Annotated in this window: 16 protein-coding genes; 5 read left to right on the top strand and 11 right to left on the bottom strand. The window is 50.0% G+C overall.

From position 1 onward, the window contains the following. The first annotated feature begins 131 nt into the window (after positions 1 to 131). Complete coding sequence (locus C2M17_RS16135; protein WP_105201260.1) at positions 132 to 5,441, top strand: S8 family serine peptidase; 5,310 nt, start codon at positions 132 to 134, stop codon at positions 5,439 to 5,441. Positions 5,442 to 5,596: 155 nt separating this feature from the next. Then, positions 5,597 to 6,271 carry a M15 family metallopeptidase gene (locus C2M17_RS13505; RefSeq protein ID WP_105201259.1) on the top strand — a complete coding sequence of 225 codons (675 nt, stop codon included), beginning with the start codon at positions 5,597 to 5,599 and terminating at the stop codon, positions 6,269 to 6,271. Here C2M17_RS13505 and C2M17_RS13500 read toward each other — a convergent pair. The 3 genes from C2M17_RS13500 to C2M17_RS13490 form a co-directional block, all read right to left on the bottom strand. Then, entirely contained in the window at positions 6,247 to 7,059 is an 813-nt protein-coding gene (locus C2M17_RS13500) for an alpha/beta fold hydrolase (RefSeq protein ID WP_105201258.1), read from the bottom strand. The two genes, C2M17_RS13505 and C2M17_RS13500, sit on opposite strands and share 25 nt — an antisense overlap. A 114-nt stretch (positions 7,060 to 7,173) precedes the next feature. Beyond that, positions 7,174 to 7,632 (bottom strand): hypothetical protein, encoded by a 459-nt coding sequence (locus tag C2M17_RS13495; RefSeq protein ID WP_105201257.1) that lies wholly within the window; start codon positions 7,630 to 7,632, stop codon positions 7,174 to 7,176. Positions 7,633 to 7,635: 3 nt separating this feature from the next. After that, complete coding sequence (locus C2M17_RS13490; protein ID WP_199774433.1) at positions 7,636 to 8,100, bottom strand: hypothetical protein; 465 nt, start codon at positions 8,098 to 8,100, stop codon at positions 7,636 to 7,638. Between the two features lie 419 nt (positions 8,101 to 8,519). Here C2M17_RS13490 and cspE point away from each other — a divergent pair, with 419 nt between their 5' ends. Continuing rightward, the gene (gene cspE / locus C2M17_RS13485; RefSeq protein ID WP_105189283.1) at positions 8,520 to 8,732 is read left to right on the top strand and encodes a transcription antiterminator/RNA stability regulator CspE; all 213 of its coding nucleotides are present in this window, start codon (positions 8,520 to 8,522) and stop codon (positions 8,730 to 8,732) included. A gap of 264 nt (positions 8,733 to 8,996) precedes the next feature. Here the strand turns inward: cspE and C2M17_RS13480 are convergent, their stop codons facing one another. The 3 genes from C2M17_RS13480 to C2M17_RS13470 all read right to left on the bottom strand — a co-directional run bounded on the left by C2M17_RS13480 (position 8,997) and on the right by C2M17_RS13470 (position 11,868). Then, on the bottom strand, positions 8,997 to 9,629 hold the full coding sequence (locus tag C2M17_RS13480) for an acyl carrier protein phosphodiesterase (protein ID WP_105201256.1): 633 nt from the start codon (positions 9,627 to 9,629) through the stop codon (positions 8,997 to 8,999). Between the two features lie 183 nt (positions 9,630 to 9,812). Next, positions 9,813 to 9,983 (bottom strand): hypothetical protein, encoded by a 171-nt coding sequence (locus C2M17_RS13475; RefSeq protein ID WP_158677988.1) that lies wholly within the window; start codon positions 9,981 to 9,983, stop codon positions 9,813 to 9,815. 358 nt (positions 9,984 to 10,341) lie between these two features. Continuing rightward, entirely contained in the window at positions 10,342 to 11,868 is a 1,527-nt protein-coding gene (locus C2M17_RS13470; RefSeq protein ID WP_105201254.1) for an arylsulfatase, read from the bottom strand. Between the two features lie 243 nt (positions 11,869 to 12,111). Here C2M17_RS13470 and C2M17_RS13465 point away from each other — a divergent pair, with 243 nt between their 5' ends. Next, on the top strand, positions 12,112 to 13,608 hold the full coding sequence (locus C2M17_RS13465) for an arylsulfatase (protein WP_105201253.1): 1,497 nt from the start codon (positions 12,112 to 12,114) through the stop codon (positions 13,606 to 13,608). 62 nt (positions 13,609 to 13,670) lie between these two features. On the opposite strand, the gene C2M17_RS13460 is transcribed toward C2M17_RS13465, so the two are convergent. The 5 genes from C2M17_RS13460 to C2M17_RS13440 all read right to left on the bottom strand — a co-directional run bounded on the left by C2M17_RS13460 (position 13,671) and on the right by C2M17_RS13440 (position 19,064). After that, positions 13,671 to 14,123: a methyltransferase family protein gene (locus tag C2M17_RS13460; RefSeq protein ID WP_233998001.1), complete on the bottom strand. Its 453-nt coding sequence runs from the start codon at positions 14,121 to 14,123 to the stop codon at positions 13,671 to 13,673. 30 nt (positions 14,124 to 14,153) lie between these two features. Further along, entirely contained in the window at positions 14,154 to 16,412 is a 2,259-nt protein-coding gene (locus C2M17_RS13455) for a tetratricopeptide repeat protein (protein WP_105201252.1), read from the bottom strand. Positions 16,413 to 16,545: 133 nt separating this feature from the next. Beyond that, the gene (locus tag C2M17_RS13450) at positions 16,546 to 17,331 is read right to left on the bottom strand and encodes a hypothetical protein (protein WP_105201251.1); all 786 of its coding nucleotides are present in this window, start codon (positions 17,329 to 17,331) and stop codon (positions 16,546 to 16,548) included. Positions 17,332 to 17,398: 67 nt separating this feature from the next. Next, positions 17,399 to 18,562, bottom strand: coding sequence for a BamA/TamA family outer membrane protein (locus C2M17_RS13445; RefSeq protein WP_105201250.1), 1,164 nt, complete (start codon positions 18,560 to 18,562; stop codon positions 17,399 to 17,401). Positions 18,563 to 18,656: 94 nt separating this feature from the next. Continuing rightward, positions 18,657 to 19,064, bottom strand: coding sequence for a hypothetical protein (locus tag C2M17_RS13440; RefSeq protein ID WP_105201249.1), 408 nt, complete (start codon positions 19,062 to 19,064; stop codon positions 18,657 to 18,659). A gap of 206 nt (positions 19,065 to 19,270) precedes the next feature. On the opposite strand from C2M17_RS13440, the gene C2M17_RS13435 reads away from it, so the two are divergent. Continuing rightward, positions 19,271 to 23,212: a rhombosortase-dependent M36 family metallopeptidase gene (locus C2M17_RS13435; RefSeq protein ID WP_158684028.1), complete on the top strand. Its 3,942-nt coding sequence runs from the start codon at positions 19,271 to 19,273 to the stop codon at positions 23,210 to 23,212. The last annotated feature ends 47 nt before the right edge of the window (positions 23,213 to 23,259 follow it).

Raw genomic sequence — 23,259 nt, 5'->3', positions numbered from 1 at the left:
TTTTGTTGTTGTACAAAAGTGTACAAAGAGTTGTTGGTGATGGGTGTTGTTAATGTGGTTGAATCGGGCTGTTAAAAAATTTCGGCTGGTTCGAAATTACAACTTAATTACTTACTAAGTTAGGGTCCATCATGAAAAAAACAACCATCGCAACAGCGGTTGGTGTGGCACTGTTTAGCGCTACATCTTTGTATGCCGCCGTTAATGCTAATGACCATTCGGTCAGCGCAGAGAATAAACTTAAAGCACCTAGCCTTACCCTTGAAGGCGTTCAAGCACTACAACAAGAACTAAATACTCAAGGCTTGAACAGTGCCGATGTACAAGGCGTAAACGTACAACTAAACGCGCATGGAAGTAAGTTTGTTAAGGAAAACATCGAAGGTGAACATATCTACATCGTGCGTCTGCGCGATGCGTCTGTTGCCGTTGCCGCACAGGATCCCAATTCAGCGCTAACGCGTTCAATCGGTGACAACACGGGCAAACTATTCGAGCGTGGTCAACCGACTTCTAAAGCGGTAATCACTTATGAGCGTCAATTGCGTTCTAAGCAACAAAGCGTGATGCAGGAAGTGACGGCGGTAACCGGCCGCACCGAAATGCGTCGTCAATTCACCAAAGCTATTAACGGCTTCTCGGTGAAAATGACAGAACAGGAAGCGGCGCGCATTGCTAACTTGGGCAGCGTTGCCTCGGTTATGCGTTCTAAACATTACGATTTACTTTCAGATCAAGGCCCTAAGCAAATTGCTGCGGATCAGGTTTGGTCTGGCATGGCTTCTCCTACGGGAGTAAAGCACAAGGGGGAAGGTCAAATCATCGGTATTATCGATACCGGTATTAACTCAGACCACCCTTCATTCGCTGATATCGGCGGTGACGGCTATGACCACACCAACCCGTGGGGCGCAGGCCAATACGTGGGTGACTGTGTTGAAGATGCTGAGCACATTCAATGTAACGACAAGCTGATCGGCGTACGTTCATACGACATCATCACAGATTCATTTTCGGCTATGATCCCAGGCTGGCCAGCCATTGGTGAAGACTATCAGGGTCACGGCTCACACGTAGCCTCAACGGCGGCGGGTAACGTACTTAAAGACGTGCCTTATATGCTAGCTGGTACAGGTGAGGAGCAAGACGGTAAGATCATCAAAGAAGCCTTATTCCCAGAGATCTCGGGTGTGGCCCCGCACGCCAACATCATTGCTTATCAGGTGTGTCACTCATCAAATGAAAGCGGCTACCGCGGTTGTCCAGGCGAAGCGCTTGTTGCGGGTATCGAAGATGCTATCTCCGACGGTGTTGATGTTATCAACTTTTCAATCGGTGGTGCCGACTCAAATGTATGGGCCGATCCGGTACAACTAGCCTTCCTATCGGCGCGTGAAGCGGGCATCAACGTTGCCGCAGCAGCAGGTAACTCGGGCACAGGTGTCTGTGGTGGCTCTGAGTGTTTGGGTTATTTGGATAACTCATCACCTTGGCTGGCTCAGGTAGCGGCAACGACACATGGTCGCACCGTGGCTATCGATACTGCCATTGAATACGCTGGCTTTATCGACCCTGCACTGGGCTCGGAAGTACCTAGCTGGGCGGATATGGGCCTTGTTGGTGGTTCAATCAACAACGAAGAAGTAACCGGTGTTGTGGTATGGGCGAAAGACTACGCCGATATCAATGGTGAAAAAGACTTTGATGGTTATTGTGAGTCGGAATACCCGGCTGGCACCTTTGATTTCTTTAAAGACGGCACGGCTATCCCTGGTGCGGCAGACGGTTCTACGGACGTTATCGTAATCTGTCAGCGTCACGACCCACAAGATCCAAACGCCAATGCGCGTACTGCCAAGGTTGATAATGTAAAAGCCGGCGGTGCCGATGCCTTCATTATGTTCAACCGCAACCGCGACCAGGGCACAGTGCCTGAAAGCTACTCACTTCCTAGTGTGCACTTTACCTACAATCAGTGGAATGGTGTTTATCCAAATGATGGCCTAGAAGACTGGGTGGATAGCGCTAGTGAAATGGGTCACATGATCACCATTAAACCAACGGTTATCGAGCGTCGCATCAACGAAGAAGATGCCGATTGGTTGGCTAACTTCTCGTCTCGCGGTCCTTCGTACTCGAACGTTGAAATCCTGGCGCCTACACTAGCCGCTCCGGGTGTTAATATTTACGCCGCCTACTCTGATGAGCATCCGTTTGTGTCTACGCCTTTTGGTATGGATTACTCAATGAGCAGCGGTACATCAATGGCTTCACCACACGTAGCCGGTGCCATGGCCTTGATCCGTCAGGCAAACCCAGAGTGGACGGCGGCCGAGGTACAATCGGCGCTGATGATGACATCTGACAATGAAGTACAATACTGGCGTCTAAACCAAGAAGGCTCAGAGTCTGACAAAGCACAGATCTACCGCGCCGGTACCGGTCGTATTAACGTTGCTAATGCGGTTAAATCAGGCCTTATCATGGATGAGTCTGCTGAGAACTTCCTTGCAGCCGATCCATACAATGGTGGTACACCGCATCAGCTGAACATGCCTAACCTGGTTGATTTCTCGTGTGCTCCTGAGTGTCAGTGGGTACGTACGGTTAAAGCAACCAAAGACGGTACCTGGACGGTTAGCCACGAAGACGTAGTGAACTGGGCGTTTGATATGCGCTCGCAAGCGGCACAAAACGGCGTAAATATCGAGATTATCCCAGAGACCTTCTCTCTGAAAGCCGGTGAAACGCAAACTATCATAGTGAAAGCCTCGGTAATGGATACCCAGGATTGGTTCTCAAACTCAGAAGTTGAGCTGCACACCAACCTTATCTTCCAGGCTCAGGAAGAAGGTATTCCAGATGCGCATTGGCCAATGGCATTTAAATATGACCGTGGTGAATTGCCTTCACGCCTAAGTGCGGTAGCGCATGCGAACAACGACACCTATGTGGCTAAAGGCATCACTATGCCACTGGTAGACAGCCCGGTTGCGCGCGCTTACAAGCCGGTAAAAGCGGATGTTAAAACCATTACTTTGCCAAAAGATGATGACCGTACATTCCCTTGGGCAATGAACCGTACAACGGTGCCTGCAGAGGAAGACATTATCGATGAAGCAGTGCATACAGGTTTTGTGACCGTTGCTGCGAATTCGAAGCGCTTGATTGTTGAAACCTTAGGCGTGATCGAGTCTGAACTTGAAGGGACATTGAACATTGGTAATCCACTTATTTATGTGGGTAAAGACTACAATGGTGATGGTCAAATCCAGCCACAAGACGAGATTTTGTGTGTATCTAGCCACGTTAGTTATGCCAACTTCTGTAATATCAATAACCCTGAAGAAGGTGAATATTGGTATATGGTTTACAACAGCAACAAATCTGGACAAGCTGGTGTTGAAGAGACCTTTAAATATGCAGTAGCCGTTGTTAGTGATGAAGTTGACGGTTCAATTACTGCGTCATTACCAGCGAGCGACGGTATCAACAAGGTAGATATGAATATCGCCTGGAACCTGGACATGGAGCTAGATGATGTATTCTACAGCACCATCGAGGTAGGTACGTCTGAAGTCAATGCCGGTAACCTAGGTTCTATCCCGTTTAAGCTAGAGCGTGGCGTAGACCGTGTTCACTTAGATGTGCCGCAGACTAAAGCTAATATCGGTGATAAAGTACCGTTCACCTTCGAAGTGTTGGCAAACAACACAGGTATTGACCGTGAGTTCACCTTCACAGCGGATATCCCTGAAGGCCTGAATATTAGTGAGCAAAATGTCTTGAGTTCACGCGGTGACGTTAATATTGAAGTAGCAGATGGCAAACTGATTATCACTGGTACTCAAGAAGATACGCGTGACGTAGCGCCTGATTACATTGTGACTAACAACATCACAGACGAGTTCTGTCGTACACCGAACTTCGGCAATTCAAACCCGGGCGGGTACGTTGACCTTTCAAGATTCGGTTTAACACCTATCCTGTCAGGCTTTGATGAGAGCAACACCATCACTTATGACCGTGGTTATTCAATTCCAGTGAATACCTTGTTCAACGGTGTTAACGAAGTAAGTCTGTACAACAATGCCGAAGCGAAGAATGTTGAATTTGGCACTATGGCGATTCATGGTAATGGTAAGCTTAGTTTCGGTCCAGTAAGACACTTTAACCCGATTGTTTCTAAGTTCCCGTATGATAGCTTCCCATATGAGGCAATTGGTCCACTTTGGCGTGGCTGGTTCCCAGGCTTCCCGAACGATGTACTAGGCGTTGGTTTAAGTGCACAAGAGGGGATTACCCTGGCGACTACAGGTACCTGGGCCATTGTTGAATGGGATAATGCCTCCGACTACTCTTACTTAGGTTATGACCGTGCAACAGGTCAAAACCAGTGGGAGAAAAAGGACAGCTCTTTTGACTTTGAAGTTATCTTTACGCCGCATACTCGCTTCGGCGACAACCAGCACGAAATCTACTTGGCTTATGACAACATTGATTTCGGCTCAACTAATACTCGCGGTAGCATCGGTGTTCAGGGCTATAAAGGTCAAATATACCAACGTGGCCCTCTTGAAGGATACCTAGGTCGCTCTATCAATTTCAATGAGGTTGATGAAGTGGTTAAAGACGGCATGGTTATCTGTATGGACTATGTGGGTCCTGAGTCATCACAGTTCGAAGTAACGGCATGGGCCGATATCACTTCTGCATCAGCGGGTCGTGATATGGAGTTCACTGCAACAATCGAAGTGGATGGCATGGAAACCATGGTTAAGTCACACACCCTGTCTGTTTCAAGCAATATCACAGTGATTGAGTTGGAAGACATGACTACCAATGAAGGTGAGTCAATTACCTTTGACGTGACCTACATCGACGAACTTAACTCAGCGAATGAAGTTATCGTCAGTGGCGACAACATGGCCGCAGAAGTGGATGGTGATACCGTGACTATTACTCCTGCGGAAGATTTCTTCGGCGAAATCGAAGTAACCGTAAAAGTTGCTGATATTGAGAACCCATCTGATGCTGTGAGCACAACATTCATTCTGACCGTTGAGAATGTAAATGATGCGCCAACTGCTGAAGTAGCTCAAACCGCTATCTCGGCGGTAGAAGGTGACAGCATTACTTTAGATGCCAGTGCTTCGACGGACGTTGACGGCGATGAAATCACATTTGAGTGGGAAGGTCCGGGTACAATTGAGTCTCCAAACTCGGCTGTAACCAATGTGACTGGCCTGAGCGAAGGTGAGCATACCTTCACTGTAAGTGTAAGCGATGGTGAAATGGTCACGACACGTGAAGTAGTTGTAACTATTACTGCTGAGCAAATCACAGTAGTGCCAGAGCCAGAGAGCAAATCAAGCTCAGGTTCACTAGCCTGGTTATTACTTCTTAGCCCGCTAGCCTGGTTACGCCGTAAAAAAGCTTAACTAACCCAACCTAGTTAACAGCTTAATGCCGCTTACCCTCTCGGTAAGCGGCATTTTTTATGCCTGTTAAAACCCAAGGGATGCAGTGACCTTTATCCACTGTTTTAATTGGGGTATGTTAAATAAACAACTCTCAAGTGATTAGGCTTGGCTTTATGAAAAAGCAGATTATCTTCTGTATTGCTCCATTATTATTTTCTGCATGTGCTAGCTCGAACAATGTTATGCCCGAGGACTTTACTGCCCTGGGCGAGCTGGACCCCAGCATAGCAATGGATATTCGCTACTTTGGCAGTAACAATTTTGTCGGCAATAAAGTAGAGGGTTATGAGGCGCCCAAGTGCATTTTACAGCGCAACGCAGCTAAGGCGTTGGCGCAAGTGCAGCAGGCGGCCAAAGCGCGTGGTCTTACACTAAAGGTGTTTGATTGTTATCGCCCGCAGCGCGCGGTGGATCATTTTGTGCGCTGGGTTGAAGATGATAACGATATTAAAACTAAGGCCGAGTACTATCCGAATTTAGCTAAGGATAAGTTATTGGGAGGCTATATTGCCGCTCAGTCTGGCCACAGTCGTGGCGCCACGGTCGATTTGACCCTGGTGGACAGCAGCAGTGGCAAAGAACTGGATATGGGTTCGCCCTTTGATATGTTCGATACTTTATCGAACACAGACGATCCACGCATTAGTGAGGTGCAGCGAAAAAACCGTTACTTGTTGCGGGATTTAATGATGGCCCAGGGCTTCGCTCCTTACCCCTTGGAATGGTGGCACTTTTCATTGAAACCCCAGCCCTATCCCAATACCTATTTTGATTTTGTAGTGCGCTGAACCAGCGCCTTAATTTCCTCGAGCACCATCTCGGGCTCATCCCGTTGCGGAAAATGGTAGCTTTTATCCGTGAGGACGATTTTCCCTTGCGGGAAGGCCAACGCCCAATCTCTGTGCAGTTCGCCCCACATCACTCTGGCCTTATCGGTATAAAATAACAGCGGCGGATTTTCATAGCGCTTAATCGAGGCGATTACCGTTACCGGAATATCGGCTATCTCCGGGTGATCGGGCAAGGGACGTTTAGCCCAAAAGTCGAGGTACTGATTCGACATACCGTTTTTCATGTCATCACGCTTTACCTCGGCTATTTCCTGCTCCGCCTTGGCTAAATCGATCTGACGCATAATATCAACATCATGCTCGGACGCCGGCTCGATAAGCATTAGCGCCGCTACTTTTTCTGGATATCGAGCGGCGAAGGTACGGGCAATATAGGCTCCATACGAGTGGGCGATATAAATAACCGGACCATCAATGTTCAGGGCATCAAGCAGTGCCAGCGCCTCATCGGCGTATTCTTCTGAGCTGTAATTTTTGCGCACCGCGGTGGAACCGCCGTTACCAATACGTGAATAGCGCAGGGTACGATACTCGCTGGTAAGCCGGTCATAGATGGGGTTCCAGTCTTCTAGGCCGGCCGAGCCACCGGCCTCGAGCAGCAAGGTGGCTTTAGAGTCGCCTCGCAATTCGTATTCGACCCGATAGTCACCCAAGGCCACATAAGCGACTTTGGCATTGAGGCTAAGGGAGATAAGCAGCAATAGAATGGCACTAAATTTAGTCATCCTGACATCCAAAGTTTAATTTTTAACTCTATGTTTTAATTTTTTGAAATGTATTCGGGTAAGTGAGGAAGGTAAATCAAGGCGGCCTATAGGCCACCTTGGGGTCGAGATTGCTCAGGGCTCTGGTTTATCCAGATACACTTGCTGATAGGCATCTTTCACCGCTAAGTCGGTGATCGCCTTGGCAATACCACGGCGCAGGCCGGTACGCCAGCGGTCAATATGGCGCTGCTCAACTTCGCAAGGTGGCTTTTTACAGTCATTGTTAACGCTTGAAATGGCCTCAAACCAAATCTTTTCGCTGTTGTAATGGATATCGACGCGCAGCACGTAGCCCTTGTAGTCCAGTTCCGCCTCAATTGTGTCCGGAGTTTGGTTAACACTGCGCCATTGATATTGGTTCATGCCCAGTTTGATCACCTTAGCGGGTTCGGTGACATAGGGTTGCAACAACAATGGATCGTCATACAAGGTAAATGATTGATTTGTTTCCGCTTGAACCTGACTAACTAAGGTGCAGCTCAAGGTGGCAGTGAGCAATAACGACGACAAGGTGCTTTTTATATTTTTCATGCTTTAGACTCCCTGCAAGGCGATTTTCAACTGCTTGACCAGCGAGCGGTTGTATTTGTAATAGTTTCTATGTGTTTTGTAGCAATAATCGCCGACCAGTTTTTCACATTGGTAATCGTTTAGGCCACCTGCATATTTGATTTGTACCGCTTCGCCGTTGTATTCAATGCGATGAAAAATGGTGTGGCCCTTGTAATCCCAGCGCGCCAGAATATAGCCGTCGCCTTCTTGCTCCAGTAGCCAGGCAACGCCCTTGGTTTTTTGCATGCCTTGGAGAATAGCCAAACGCGCCTTGGCTGCATCGCCACTGGGGTTAGGGATCAGATCATAGACGCCGCGCATCTTAGATTCGGATGCCATGCCTCGTCCTTGTTTTTGATATTCGAATGGTTCAGGGGCAGCGCTTAACGTGGTGCTTAACAAAGCCGCCGATAGGCCCAGTGCCATTGCCGCAAGTTGATGTCGCATAAGAAGTCCTTTGTTCTTGTTATATCTAAGGTTAGGGAATGTTTAACTCGATATAGTTAAAACTAAGTTTAAACCTGAACATTAATGTAACACATTGATATCAGATTCATAATAAACACCAAGCAAAGTCGGTAACAAGGGCTCGGCAACGGGGGTTATGAACTTGTTGGGTGAAAATTGTACAAAAAAATGACGTAAACCTTAGGTGATCTCGTCCCCTTGTGTTAGGATGCTCGCGTCTGATGAGTTCTACCCAGATTCGATTTTGCTTTTGTACTTCAGTTCTTCGTGTGTTCTACCCAGTTAGTGTTCCACCCGAATTTATGCAGCGTAAGCCACTCGTGTTAGCTAGTACTTAGTTCGGCAATTCTGATGTTGCAACGCAACACATTATTTAATTTAAATATTTTGGAGACACTATGTCTAAAACAACTGGTACAGTTAAATGGTTCGACGAAGCAAAAGGCTTTGGTTTTATTACTCCTACTGATGGCGGCAAAGACGTGTTTGTACACTTCCGTGCTATCGTTGCTGAAGGCGGTTTCCGTACCCTTCAAGAAGGTCAGCAAGTTGAATTTAACGTTGAAGAAGGCGCTAAAGGCCCTCAAGCTTCTGACGTTACAGCTATCTAATTAGCTGGCATATCCAGGTGGGGCGCCCTCGCTCCACCCGTTTACCTTCCTCTTTACCACTATTTTTACCTCTCGCTTTTTATTAAAGCTTTCTTAAGCTTCATCCCCTAGCTTGCTTTGAGCATAAAAATTGAAATTGCTATAAAAAAGCAATAAAGCCCTTAGTAACCTTACTTACGCCCTTTGTCATCTTCATCTCGATCGTTCTTGAACTGTTAACTCTAAGCCTTGCAGCCCTGTGTATTAGCTCTGTGAGCGGCTACTTTATGTCCGATATTTCAATGGCGCGGGCAAGGCGTTCGAATCCATGTTCACCAATTCAAGGTTATGGGTTTGCACATGGGTGATAAGCTCGGGGAAGAAGGCCAAAAAATGGGCTTCAAAGGCATCGAAATGGCGCTCAATATCTTCGATTGCGCCAGTAAAGTCATTGCGAAAACGGATCCGGCTAGCGATCCTATCCAGTGCCAGGGCAACGCCATCGAGTTCGGCATAGGTAGCAAACCAGTCTTGTTCGCACATTTTCCCCACCACATGTTGCATACGCTCGGGCATCAGCTCGGTGCGAGTGTTGAGAAGCTGGTAACTTTGCTGGCAAAAATCGTTAAATTCGCTGCTGGTAAAGTCTTGCCAATGACGGATCAGCAGATGATCAAACAGCACATCCAATGCTACCGGCGCGAAGCGTCGTCGTTGTGGCGAAAATAAGCTAGTTGCGGCACGCACACTGCTGTGCTTATCGGTAAACCTGTCCACCAGTAAATGATTCTCTAAACCTAATTGCACCGCCTTGGGCCATTGTTGATTAACCAGGCCGCGGCGAAAATCACCGAGCAGGTTGCCAAAGTGGGAGTCGGCAGTGGGCTGAGCTAAATACAGATGGGCGAGGTAATTCATGGCCACTGATCGCCTTGCTATAAACAGGAGTATGAGTGTAACGCTTTTAAGGCGCTCAGATAAGGGGCGACGCGCAGGGAGATTTTACCATTTTTGAATGTGCGCGGTGAAAGTTAACCGCAATTAGGTTTGCCTCGGGTTTTAAGGCATAAAAAAGGGAGCTAAACGCTCCCTTTTTTGGTTTTAGGCCTGGCCCTTTAGCCACTGCATAAAGCCTTGCATATCGGCGTTATTTGCAAACTCGATATAGCTTTTGCCTTGATGGTGACTAATGGCCATGCGGCGTTTGTTGATAGAAATACCTGCGATCGGCAAGGTAATATCAATACGTTGATTGTTATATAAATAGGACATAATAAAACTCATTTATTGGCGCCGTAGGGCGCATTCAAATTGCCTTATTATCGTCTGGAAAGCGGCGTCAATTGCGCGGCATTGGGGCTAGCTGCTGTTACAAAACGGCAGTACCCGGTTAATCTTTGTCAGACTTTTAAGGCGTTATAAATTTCGGGATGGAACTGACTGGATCAAGGAAAGGCATCACACGCGCACATTTAATATGTGCAATTGCTTACTTATTGAGGATGAGCAAGCAATCCAACAATATACCCATGTAAAAAAGATAAAGCAAGTACTTTATTTAGCTGTCGCTACCGAGTGTGCTTTATCGCTCGAAATCAGGCAGGGGATGAACCCTGCCTGTGACGTATAACTAGCGGCTAATAGCCTGGTTATTAATAAACTTGCTGACGTCATCTACCTGCAAGCTCATGCTCTTCTGAGTCGGTGGAAATTCTTTAAAGGTCTCAACAAACTCCGCAATTTGCTTGCCGGCTGGGCCTAAGATCCAGCTGCGATTTTCCGCCCATTCATCATAGCCGCGGGCTTCGTGGAAGCGCTCGAACGGATCGAGTTTGAGGTTAGTGATATAGGGGGAGGTTAACGATTGCTGTGTAGCCCTAAACCAGTGATTCTGCTCTTTAAACAATAACTTCCAATCGCCATGACGTAATCCATGAAACGTTGCTTCGGTAAAGTAGTAGAAGTCTTTACGCTTGGTTTTGCCCTGATTAAGGAGCAAGTCGCTTTGATCATAGCCATCGAGGTGCACCTTGTATTTTCGGCCATTGATTTTTTTACCCTTAAGCAGCTCCTCTTTAAGGTTGCCCTGACCAACCCAGGCCATTAGGGTGGGTAGCCAGTCTTCCATGGTCATAAATTCGCCGGTGCTGACGCCCGCGGGGATTTTACCCGGCCATTTAACAACAAGGGGAACGCGGAAACCGCCTTCCCAGCCGCCTACACCTTTTTCACCATGGAAGGGTTGATTGCCGCCATCGGGCCAGGAATTAGAGGCGGCACCATTGTCGGTCGAGAACATTACTATGGTGTTATCGGCCACTTTTAATTCGTCGAGTAGGTTAAGTAACTCGCCCACATCATCATCCATTTCCATCATGCCATCGGCATAAATGCCGTAACCACTGCGGCCTTCATAGTATTCGTTGAGGTTGGTGCGATAGTGCATGCGGGTGGTGTTATGCCAGACAAAAAATGGCGTATCGGCTTTGACCGCATCGCGAATAAAGCGTTTGGACTCAACCAGAACTTCTTCATCGATATTACGTTGTCTTTCTTTACCGAAGGGGCCTAAGTCTTTGATTTCTTGCTTGCCATTTGCCAAAGCCTTGGAGTGAGTAACACCGCGCATGGGGGCTAAGCCAACGCGCTCTTGCGTCTCTTTATCTTGTGGGTAGTCATATTGCTCAGCATATTCACCGGCATTGAGGTGATAAAGAATGCCGTAAAACTCATCAAAGCCGTGGTTGGTCGGTAAGTGCTCGTCACGATCACCCAGGTGATTCTTACCAAACTGACCTGTTGTATAACCTTGTGCTTTAAGCATAGTCGCTAAACTTGGATCGGATGTTTGTATTCCCTCCTTGGCACCGGGTAAGCCCACAGTACTCAAACCTGTACGGATAGGGTATTGGCCGAGAAGGAACGCAGCGCGACCTGCGGTACAGGAAGCCTGCGCGTAATGATCCATAAACATCATGCCTTCATTAGCGATACGGTCTATATTTGGGGTGCTGCCCCCCATCATGCCGCGGTGGTAGGCGCTGATATTCCACATACCCACATCGTCGCCCCAAATCACCAGAATATTGGGCTTATCTGCTGCAAAACTGGGAATACAGGTTAATAGGCAGGATATAAATACAGCGAAACGTAACATAGCTCTCTCCTTGAAATTATATGAGTCCCCATAAGTTATAGCAGTTCCCGGTATTACAACAAGGAAACTGATTATTTTATCTAGCTCATGCCTTGGTATTTGATTTTAATCACAAAAGATGTCCCTTTTTTTGATAAATCATCGTTATTTCTCAACCTTCGTCTATAGTTACTAGGGCTCAAAATTTATTTATCGATGTAGTTTAAAACTTATTTTTATCTTGCTAATAATCAAGGAGAAGTTATGAAATTGCCATTGATAGGTGTAATGGCAGGATTGTTATCGCTGGCGGTAAATGCGAAAGATGATCCTAATGTACTTGCCATTATGGTCGACGATGTTGCGCAACTGTCACTGAGCGCATACTCGCACGGCATGACCTATAACACCCCCAATATCGATCGTATCGCCAATGAAGGCGCGCTGTTTACCGATCACTATGCCCAGCCCAGTTGCACCGCCGGACGTGCGGCCTTTTTAATGGGTCAGTTGCCGGTGCGCACCGGCTTGACCACGGTCGGGCAGCCGGGTAACCCGCTGGGCATTAAAGAGGCGGATCCGACCATGGCCGAGTTTTTGAAAGAGCGAGGCTATATGACGGCGCAGTTTGGTAAAAACCATTTAGGCGATCTGGATGAGCATTTACCCACCCGTCATGGCTTTGATGAGTTCTTCGGTAACCTCTATCACCTCAATGTTTCCGAGGAGCCAGAGCAGGAGGATTACCCCAAGGGCAAAGACTTTAAGAAAAAGTTCGGCCCGCGTGGGGTCATAGAGGCCTATGCCGATGGCCGGATTAAAGATACCGGCCCGCTGACGCGCAAGCGCATGGAAACATTCGATGAAGAGGTGCTCGCTCGCAGCCTAGATTTTATGGAGCGTGCGGTCAAAGCGGATAAGCCCTTCTTTATTTGGCATGCGCCAAGTCGCATGCATGTGTATACCCACCTTAAACCCGAAAGTCGTCATCTGGCCACGCAGATCAGCTCGGAAGAAGATGTGTTTGGCAGTGGTTTAATCGAGCATGATGGCCATGTGGGCCAGCTTTTGGATAAGCTTGATGAGCTTAAGATTGCCGACAACACCATAGTGATCTACACCACGGATAATGGCCCGGAGCAAAGCTCCTGGCCCGATGCCGGTACCACTAAATTCCGCGGTGAGAAAATGACCACCTGGGAAGGCGGTGTGCGCGTACCCTTTATGGTGCGCTGGCCTAAGGAGATCCCGGCGGGGTTAAAACTCAACGGCATTTCTTCACATGAAGACGTGTTCCCCACTATAGCCGCGGCTGTGGGTGAGAAAAATCTGCGCAAAGCCATGGAAAAGGAATTTAATGTCTATATCGATGGTGAAAATAACCTCGCGTACTGGCGTGGCAAGGTAGAAAAGTCGGCGCGTAACCACTTTTTCTACTATTACGAGTCACAGCTGACCGCGGTACGCGTTGGTCCGTGGAAGATGCACTTTGCCTCTAAACCAGGCGGTCGTTATTATGAATACCTGGTAACGCATACCATGCCCAAGTTATTTAACCTGCGTAAGGATCCCATGGAGCACTATGACGGGGTCACCGGTTTTCATCAGATCATGAAGAAAAGCTGGGTATTCCAACCGGCCATCGCCTTGTTGACGGAACATATCAAGACCTTTGAAAAGTTCCCGCCACGTCAAGAGTCGGCTTCGCTGAATATTAACGAGGCCATCAGTAAAGCCAAATCGGCATCGACTAACCGCTGATAGTTCATCCTCACTCGGCTGCACTGTGGCCGAGTGAGGTTATCTGATAATCCCTTAAGACCTTAAAGCCAGCGCCGCACTCGGCGGCAATAGCGCTTGTATTTATCCCTAAAGGTTTGTCTGAGAAAATGCTCTTCCGGCCGTATTTGAAAACGGTTGAGGTAGATAACAAACAAAGGCAATACGGGGACGGTCGCTAGGTTAGCAAGCCAAAGAGCCCACCCACTCAACATAAGCAAGAATCCCAGGTACATGGGGTTGCGACTCATTTTATAAATGCCGCCGCTGACCAGGCGCGCCGAGCGCTGTGGGTAGCGTGGGTCGACCGTGGTTTGGGCCAGGCGAAATTGCAGCACGCCAAGGGCGGCGATAGCTCCACCGGTTGACACCAATGCCAGGGCAAAACCTAGGCGTCCCCAAAGTTGGAAGGTCAAATCCGGAGTCAGGATTGCGACCAGCCACATTATCAGTGCAGCGAGCAGCACCAGAACCAAAGGTGGGATTTTTAGCGCCACACTTGTCTCCTTATTCTTATGAGCACTCAGCTAGGGCGTGACCGACTGCATCAGGGTAAGCTTTTCTACCAGGGCCGCTATTTGAGGATCTTGTGGCACCAGCTCTTGTAGCCGGGTAGCATAGCGCAGAGCTTGGCGGTAGTTTTGCTCGTTTATGTGGATTTGTACCAGGGTATAACACAGATCCGCGTTATTGCTATCGAGGGCGAAGGCCCGCGCTAATTGTGTTAAAGCGCCCTGAGTCTCACCCATTTCGTTCAGGAGCAAGCCGTAAGTGTAGATATGATTTACGCTGCCATATTGGGCGGCGAGTGCAAGATGCTCTTTGGCCTTGGTTCTGTTTTTCTCTCTCACCCAACTCATGGCCAAGGCGTAATGCACATCGGCATTGTCGGCATCCTGTTGCAATGCTTGTGTGAGTACTGCCCGTACCTTGCCTTCATCGCCTTGGCGCCGGTAAAGATCCGCGAGGTTAACGTAGGCGGGGATATAAATGGGTTCCACTGCAATGGCTTGTTCATAGTGTTGGTGGGCCACTTTAATTTGCTCCAGCTCCAAGGCCAGGTTACCTAAATTGGTATGGCTACTGGCGCGCTCGCTATTGTAACGCTCCGTTTGTCGGTATTCCTCCAACGCTTTTGCCAACTCGGCTCTGGGCGCATCCTGTAAGTTATTTGGAAAGGGGACCACCAGCATCGCCGCCAGAGCGCGGGCTGCACCGGTGCGAATAGCCAGACGCGGGTCAGCCAACAAGGGTTGTAGCAGGGTATAGCGTTGTGGCAATGGAAACCCCCTTGCGGCCTCGATGGCCCCCAAACGCTTTAACGGCTCTTCATCCCTAACGGCTCGGCTGATTGCGACCAGGGTATTTTTATCCGGGTAACGGGCCATACGTGCCAGCGCCGAGGCGCGGATAATATCCGTATACTCACTGCTTTGCGCGATACGGGTCAGCAATTGAGACGCCGTTGGCAACCCTTGGTCGGCGGCATAAAAGGCTTGAGAAAAATGGCTTTTTCCCAAGTAGTTAGAGTCTGGATGCCAAGTCTTAATGGCGTTAACGGCCCATTGTGGGGTTTTATCCTGATGGCAGCCGTTACAGGCATTCGGTGCCTGTGTCTGTATGCTGAGATCCGGGCGCGGTACGCGCAGACTGTGATCGCGGCGGGGATCAACCTGCATATAGGTGGTGCTGGGCATATGGCAGTCGACGCACTGGCTGCCGGTGCTGCCAAGGGTATGGCCATGATGCTCTGTGCTTTGGTATTGACTGCTGTCATGGCACTGCGTACAGGTTTGGTTGCCGTCCAGCTTTAGTTTGCCCGAGTGGGGGTTATGACAGTTACTGCAGGTGACGCCGGCGGCGTACATCTTGCTTTGTAAAAAGGAGCCCCAGACATAATCCTCGTCGAGGATTTGTCCATCCACATGATAAAGCTGCGGTGTGAGCAGGGCGGGCTTAAAGGTATCTAACAGCTCGGCGTGAGGTTCACGGTCCGCGAGCTGCGAGCGCCTGGCATGGCAGGTGGCACACTGAGCGATCTGCTCGGTCTGTTTTACCTCTCCTTGAGGTAATAGGCTGCCATCGGCACCGCGGCTAAAAAGCGCTATCTGAGTGCTTATGTCTTTACTAAAGCCCTTATGTGCTATGTTTTTGTCGCCTTCGGCCCATTGCAGGTGTTGCTGGCTATCGCCGTGGCAGGCGGCACAATCGACATTGATGGCTGCATAGCTCGATGCGAAGCGATTCGATTGAGAGGAAAATTGCTTTTTAAAGTCGGTACTGTGGCAGTCGGCGCACATATGGTTCCAGTTTTGTCCCATTTGGGTGTGATGAAATTCATCCGTGCTGCGCTGCTGCGGGTGCAAAATAAACCAGCGTTGGCCGCCTTCTTCCTTGGTTCGGCTGTCCCACGCCAGAGGGATAAACTGATAGCCGCCGCGTTCGTCTGCAACCAGATATTGTTGCAGGGGCTGATAACCAAAGGTGTAGTGAACCTTTTCACTCTCTTTGCTGCCGTTTGGATATTCACGGTGCAGTACAAAATCATCCCCTTCCTTGCTAAGGGTCAGCATCTGCTGCTCGAAGGCAATGCGCTGCCCATCAAAGGCACCGAGGACAAACTCGGCGGTGGCGGGATTCATGGCCCGGAAATGATGGGAGGCTTGCCAGTCGGCAACCTGTTCCTGATGGCAGCTTTGACACTGCTGGGGCTCGGCATAAGCACTGCCGAGCAAGAGAAATGACGTGAAAACGAGTGCTATGTTCCTTAATAAACCCAAATACATGACGATAATTTTCCCTAACCCTGAAAATGCATAGTTGACGCCCTTCGGCCAGTATAAGGCTATATATCAGCCTGTATTCAATAACTTATCCTGCCGAGCGCGTCAGCGCAACGTGATCAGGGGTCAACAGAGCCTAAAGCTGGTAATTAAACTCGATGCGGTGATCGCCATCGAAAATATCGACGTTTTCGTTCCAGTTGGCAAAGTAACGCACATTCATGCGTGGGGTGATCTGATAACTGGCGGCAAACTCATGGGTTAAAATACTACTCTCGTTGAGGCCGTAATAATTGTCTTTGTAGGTGCTTGAACCGGTGAGGGTTGTCAGCCAAAAAGGATTGTAGTTCAGCCAGATCTTATCGCTTAAATTAACCTTGGCATACATACCGATCAGGCCGTAGCCGCCCATTAACGAGTAACCATCGTCTACGCTGCCATCGCTTTGACGTTCATCCTTACCGACTGAGGCGCCTACGCCGGCAAGGGGGTAAAAGTTGAATGCCCCCTTAGGTGGTAGTGCCTGGATAATAGAGTAGGAAATGTCGGCGCTTTCATCGGCGACCAGATTGGCACGAAAGTTATAGTTCACATCGAGTTGGGTGGCGCGCAGGCTCTTTAGCGTCACGGCGAAGTTGCGAAAACGCAGCGAGTCGAGTGACTCGGTGGTGTGACGCTCTGAACGCCAGCCCAGGGTATCGCCGAGCAGGCCCTTGGCCTCAACCACAAACTGGGCGGCGGTGGCATCATCCCCGGTGTCGTAGGCCTTACCCAGTTTAAAGTTCAGTCCCTTGTCGGTGGCGCCGCCACCAACCTGGGTATAAATTGCCAGCGGGTCTGACATATCGGCAACGTCTTGCTCTTGAGCTAAGGCACTATTACATAGGGGGAGCGCACACAGGGTCAATAAAGCGTATTTCATTTCTCTATCCTTATTAGCAAAGTCCCTTACTGCAAACAGGGTAAGTAAATTTCATAATTGTTGTGGCCTACCAACTGCTGCCGGCTTGAATATATATCGCATTTTCTTCTGGGCCATGGGCGACATCTATGCCCATGTGAAAGCCATATCGTGGCGAGACCAGGTAGCGAAACCCAGTCCCAAGCGTGGTTTTGCTGCTGGCCGCAGACATTTTATCCCACCCATTGGCGGCACGGCCTATGCCGCTAAAGGCAATCAGCTTCCAACGGTCGTTGAGGTGATAACCGAGCTCAAGTTCGGCAACAGCTATATCTTCACCCTGGTAGCGCGACTTGGCAATACCCCGTAGGTCGATATAGGGCAGCACATAGACGGGTAAATTGCCTGCGCCCTGATTGCTTACTCCCTCATAATCCAGGCGTAGGGCAAGGCGTACTTTATTGGTCAAATGCCAGTAGTTTAGGGCGCTAAACACATAGCTGTGGTAGTCGCTGTCGCTGCCAAGGGCACCATCAAAGATCATGTATTCCAGATTGTAGTTATAGCCGAGTTCGGGGCTAAAGGGGCTATCCGTGGAGTCGTATTCGGCAACCAGCCCCAAGCCAGAAGTGTTGTTCTCCAGCTCTATTTGCTCAAGAGCATGATTTACCTCATCGACCCAGCGGCCTTCAAAGGCATGCAAAGGCGACTCGGCCAGGCTGATGTCGACATGGCGATAGAGTTGTTTGGCGCCAAAGAACCAATTTGAGTCGCGCCACCGGGCGCTGAAGGTTTGTATTAACGCCGGTCCGCGTAAGTTGAGCTTTAGCGGCTCACTTAACTGCAGTTTGCCTAGGCTGTAAAAATCGAGGTTAATATCCCCATAACCCACAGCGCCGCGATAACGTAGGGTGTCCTGGCGCCAAAATGCAAGGTGACCCAGGGCGAAAAGGTGGGAGTGATTGCTGGTATAGGCGCCGCCAATCACGCTGATGCCGCTTGGCATAATAGGCGTATCTGTGGTGGCCTTGTCCTGATTGCTTTTGCTGTCGTGGAAAAACAGCCCGGCCAAGCCCAGTCCAGCGCCAACCGCTGGCTCGGTAATAATGGTGGGTACTGGTAAAAAGCGTCGTGGCTTTTGTTCAATTTGAGCCGGGCTTGAGTCGGGTGCTTGTTGCGCCCAGCTCTGGGACGCTCCGCCTAGAAGTAGCAATAACCAAAAAGTGATGCGTTGAGGCCAGGTGCCTTCCATAGTCTCTGTCTTGTTCGCAAATTAAACCGTTAGTATAGCAAATTATTTTTACATTCAATGCGTTACTAATCTGGTAAAAGAGGGTAAAAGCGGCCTAATATTGAGGTAGTTCGGTCAGAGGACTGTAATCGATTTGCAGCTCGACCAAGGTGAGCTCGGGCATGGTTTTTAAACGAGTCAGTTCGGCGGCCATATCCAGAGTCACTGTGGCGCTGAGGCGATAGTTGTCCCCGGCAATATGGGTAACTCTGTACTCGGGTGTCAGTTGTTCATAAGGCAGCGCCGAACTGGTGACGACAAAATCTCTGCCCACGAGTCCTGGTTCGCCGTTGCTGAGGTTGTCGATACGGGTTCCTGGCAATAACTTTTGTCCCCGCCAGCGGATTTTTTCGCCATTGTTGTCTAAGGTGAAATAGGTCTGTGCAGATGTGCTGGGCTGGGGTGATGATTGCTTTGGCTCGTCCTCACCACATGCGGCTAAGGTTGTTACCGTTAAAAGCATTAACAGGGATCGTATTAGCACCTTATTCGCTCACTTTTCTCTTGCCCTACAGATAGGGTAGTTGCATTGGTTTCAAATAGGCAAGGTATATTATGGTTATAAAGCAAGGTATTACTCCTAGGAACAAGCCAGAATCAGGTGTGGTTTTGGGACCGGTCAAGACTAATGCCACGACGACAGTTCCGACTACAGTCACGACCCGGGTCATGACGACACTTTTCCTCACCTTGTCGTTGAATATGCCGATGGCATATGGCGCCTCTGCGCCTGGAGATCATTATCAGGCACAATCGCAACCGCCTAAGTTGTTGGCCAAAGAACAACAGCGATTAGCCCAGCAACAGACCAAACTCGGTATGTCCTCGCACTTTGATCCCTTGCTTAACCGAGCCACCTTTGTCTGGGCACCGGCTACATCGGTACTTAACTTCACTTCTCAGGATTCCCTGCAGCAAAAAGCCCAGGCACATATGCAGCGTTTAAGCGGCATTGCCAACAATAAGTCGGCTCAACATCAAGCTGGGCATCAAGCTCAGCTCAGTCACTGGCATGACCCGGGTCAGGGCGCGGTGATCGGACGCTATCGTCAGTATGTGCAGGGTATTGAGGTATTTAATCGCCACTATAACGTGATGCTCGACCGCCGTGGCGAGCTAGTGGCCAGTTCCGGCTATTTTGCCGAGGTGCCTAGCGAGGCACAGAATTTCAGTGCCCTCACTGCTTTTAGCCATGCCTCTACCGCGGTGCGCCATGCCTTGCATCAGCTTAGTGGAGCTGCGCTGCAGCTTGAATCAATGGGCACACAACAGGGCTATAACTGGTTTAGGGTAGGCAGCAGCGACGCCGATGAGCTCTTTGCTGGAGTGCGCGCCAAAGCCGTGTTTTACCCCCTTAACGGAGAACTATTGGCGGCTCACTATGTGGAGGTTGAACGGCAAAACCGCGACACCTTGGTGAGTGATTACTTTGCCTATGTTATAGCCAGCGGCACTAACAAGGTGCTGTTCAAGAAGAATCTGCAAAGTCATGCCACGGCATACAACTATCGGGTGTATGCCGATGGACAAAGCGGCTATCCGATGGAAGGCCCTCATGGTGACGTGATCCCGGCCATGGGGCTGGGGCAGGAAGATGAAACTTCAGTGCTCAACGCCAATCTCGTGTCTCTCAGTTATTACTCAGGGCTGTCCACCGCCGATCCTTGGTTAAGCGACACGGCCACCCAAACCCAAGGTAACAATGTCTATGCCTATGCCGATCTCACTGCGCCTCAAGGCTTTAGCGCCGGTGATCTCAATGCCGAAACCACCTCGGCTTTTACCTTTGATTATGTGCTCGACCCAGACTTACCACCCAGCGCCGAGGTCAATATTAAGGCTGCGGTGGTGAATCTGTTTTATATGAATAACTTTCTCCACGACTTTTTCTACGACCATGGCTTTGATGAAAGTGCCGGTGTGGCGCAACTGAGCAACTATGGTCGCGGCGGTGTTGAGGGCGACCCGATTAATGCCGAAGCACAGGACTACAGTGGCCTGAATAATGCCAATATGGCAACGCCTGCGGATGGGGCCAGCCCGCGCATGCAGATGTTTGTGTTTAACTCCAAAGACGCCAGGGTAGGAGAGGACTATGGGGTGATAGGCCCCGGTGGAGTGTTAACTTCGTCGCGGCGTTCGCAATTTGGCCCGGATGCCTTTGATATCAGCGCCGAGCTGGTGCGCTATAACGATGGCAACGATGTGGATTCCGCTAGCGTCTATGATGGCTGTGAAGTGCCCCTCGACCCCAGCCTACTGGTGGGCAAGGTAGCCATTATCGAGCGTGGTAGTTGTACCTTTGTGACCAAGGTGAAAAACGCCCAGAACGCAGGTGCTGTAGGGGCTTTGATCACTAATAATGTTGATGACGGGACTGCGGCGCCCATGGGCGGTGTCGATGACAGCATCACCATAGGCAATATGGGACTCAACTTTGCCGACGGTCAATCACTGTATACTGCCTTGAATAATGGCGTGGTCAACGTGCGTCTGTTCGACACCAACCCATTGAAGGACGGCACCTTTGATAATGGTATTATTGCTCACGAATGGGGGCATTATATTAGCAATCGCCTGGTAGGGAATGGCGCTGGCCTAGTGAACTTTCAGGGCCAGGCCATGGGCGAGGGGTGGGGAGACTTTCATTCTCTGATGTTTATCGCCAAGGAAGAAGATGCGTCAATTGCGGGTAACAGTGATTTTACTAAGCCCTATGCCATCAGTACCTATGTGTCAGACTTTTACTTTGGTCTTCGCCGTGTTCCTTACACCCCGGATCAGACTATTAACCCTCTTAATTTTAGACACATTAGCGAAGGTGCCGGTGCCGATGTCAATCTGCCGCCGACCTCGGTGGCCTCGCCCCATGACCCGGGGGAGTTATGGGCGTCGGTGCTATGGGATACTTATGTGGCACTCATTAATCGTCATGGTTTTGCCCAGGCGCAACAACGCATGGCCCGTTATCTGATTGGCGGTTACAAGATGACCCCGGTTGCACCGCTCTACACCGAGGCGCGGGATGCGCTACTGGCTACCATAGCCGCCGAGGATATGACCGACTACCGCTTGGCCTTGGCCGCCTTTGCTAGGCGCGGTTTAGGCTTAGGGGCACAGTCGCCAGAGCGTTACAGCGTCACCCTGGCCGGTGTGGTGGAATCATTTGAAACCGAGTTGGCCGCGTTCGCCGTCCAGGGAGTTAAGCTCGACGCCGACAGCGATCTGTATTGCAGTTTGGATGGCTTTTTAGACGTGGGAGAGCGTGGCAGTCTTAGCGTACAGCTCACCAATACAGGTAGCGAAACTCTAACCAATATACCGGTACAATTTACCCTTATGTCCGCCCAAGGCGTGATTTTAGGTAATGGTGGCAAGAGCACAGTGGCAGAACTTGCTCCCTTTGCGTCGGCCTGGAGCGTGCCCATCAGCATTGACCTGCTTAATGCTGAAGTGGCCAGTGAGCTCGAGATCGAGGTGAGCTTCCCCGAGCAAAGCGTCGGCGACGATATCGTCGAGCCACAGGCGGTGATCGAGCGTTTCACGGTCAACTTTAGCTTTACTGACGCGCCGCTTGTTAGCGCCAGCCAAGGCGATGATATGGAAAAGGCGGTGCTCAGTCGCGCCAATTTACCGCTACTTTTGCTGAAGTCGGACCCCCGTGCAGAAAACACCTTGCGCTTTGATAACTCGGAACAAATCGCGCTCTTTGAGCAAGGCGGTTTCGAGCTGGGAGAGCAGGCGTTGTTCCTCAATAACAATGGCTATGAGTCAGATGTGGCGCTGACAACTCGACCCTTTATGGTGTCGACGCAGAGCGAATTCAGCCTGTCATTTTGGCATTACTATGCCTTGGAGGCATTCTGGGATGGCGCGGTGCTTGAAATTAAGGTCGATGATGGCGACTGGCAGGATGTGACTGAGGCCGGTGGTCAATTTAGTGTTGGCTACAACGGCACGCTTAACGAGAGCCCATCGCAATCTCTACAGTTGCGCAACGCATACACGGGTCGTAACAGCAGTGGCGGTGTGCTTGGCAACGAAGAGCAGGTGAGCTTTGGCACCCTGTTGGCAGGAAAGCAGGTGCAACTGCGTTTTCGCATCAGCACAGATATTAACGTTAATGAAAGCGGCTGGTGGATAGATAACCTCACCATAGCCGGTATGGACAGTGCCGCCTTTTACCAACTCAGCGCCCCGGATCCAGACAATTGTGATAACCGCGCTCCTACCTTAGTGGAGTTGATGGCGCAAACCGTGGATGAAGGCGACGAAGTGACCTTAACCGCTCAGGCCGAGGATGTTGATGGTGATGAGCTCAGTTATCAATGGCGGCAGACACAAGGGCCCAGTGTGACCCTCAGTGGCGCACAAACCGCCAGTGTCAGCTTTACCGCGCCTCAAGTGAGTAGTCAGCAGCAGTTGCATTTTACCCTGAGCGTGAGCGATGGCGCGTTAAGCGCCGAGCAAAGTGTGGTGGTCACGGTCAATGATGTGCCCGTAGTAACGCCTCCCCCCCCTCCTCCCGTCTCTAGCTCTGGCGGCGGAGGGGGCTCCTTTGGTTGGTTCTCTCTCGCCTTGTTTACCCTGATCCGCTTGTTGCGGAAATAGCAAAGAAAAAGGCCGCAAGAGGATGCGGCCTTTTTATCTTGCAGGGT

The organism is Pseudoalteromonas sp. T1lg10, from assembly GCF_002964545.1.
Lineage (GTDB): Bacteria > Pseudomonadota > Gammaproteobacteria > Enterobacterales > Alteromonadaceae > Pseudoalteromonas.
This window is presented reverse-complemented; position numbering and strand designations above follow the sequence as displayed.

Excerpts from the sequence above, each read along its gene's own strand:
- C2M17_RS13505 (WP_105201259.1), top strand. The coding sequence starts at position 5,597 with ATGAAAAAGCAGATTATCTTCTGTATTGCTCCATTATTATTTTCTGCA.
- C2M17_RS13495 (WP_105201257.1), bottom strand. The coding sequence starts at position 7,632 with ATGAAAAATATAAAAAGCACCTTGTCGTCGTTATTGCTCACTGCCACC.
- C2M17_RS13480 (WP_105201256.1), bottom strand. The coding sequence starts at position 9,629 with ATGAATTACCTCGCCCATCTGTATTTAGCTCAGCCCACTGCCGACTCC.
- C2M17_RS13500 (WP_105201258.1), bottom strand. The coding sequence starts at position 7,059 with ATGACTAAATTTAGTGCCATTCTATTGCTGCTTATCTCCCTTAGCCTC.
- C2M17_RS13455 (WP_105201252.1), bottom strand. The coding sequence starts at position 16,412 with ATGTATTTGGGTTTATTAAGGAACATAGCACTCGTTTTCACGTCATTT.
- C2M17_RS13465 (WP_105201253.1), top strand. The coding sequence starts at position 12,112 with ATGAAATTGCCATTGATAGGTGTAATGGCAGGATTGTTATCGCTGGCG.
- C2M17_RS13475 (WP_158677988.1), bottom strand. The coding sequence starts at position 9,983 with ATGTCCTATTTATATAACAATCAACGTATTGATATTACCTTGCCGATC.
- C2M17_RS13445 (WP_105201250.1), bottom strand. The coding sequence starts at position 18,562 with ATGGAAGGCACCTGGCCTCAACGCATCACTTTTTGGTTATTGCTACTT.
- C2M17_RS13435 (WP_158684028.1), top strand. The coding sequence starts at position 19,271 with ATGACGACACTTTTCCTCACCTTGTCGTTGAATATGCCGATGGCATAT.
- C2M17_RS13490 (WP_199774433.1), bottom strand. The coding sequence starts at position 8,100 with ATGCGACATCAACTTGCGGCAATGGCACTGGGCCTATCGGCGGCTTTG.
- C2M17_RS13470 (WP_105201254.1), bottom strand. The coding sequence starts at position 11,868 with ATGTTACGTTTCGCTGTATTTATATCCTGCCTATTAACCTGTATTCCC.
- C2M17_RS16135 (WP_105201260.1), top strand. The coding sequence starts at position 132 with ATGAAAAAAACAACCATCGCAACAGCGGTTGGTGTGGCACTGTTTAGC.
- cspE (WP_105189283.1), top strand. The coding sequence starts at position 8,520 with ATGTCTAAAACAACTGGTACAGTTAAATGGTTCGACGAAGCAAAAGGC.
- C2M17_RS13440 (WP_105201249.1), bottom strand. The coding sequence starts at position 19,064 with ATGCTTTTAACGGTAACAACCTTAGCCGCATGTGGTGAGGACGAGCCA.
- C2M17_RS13450 (WP_105201251.1), bottom strand. The coding sequence starts at position 17,331 with ATGAAATACGCTTTATTGACCCTGTGTGCGCTCCCCCTATGTAATAGT.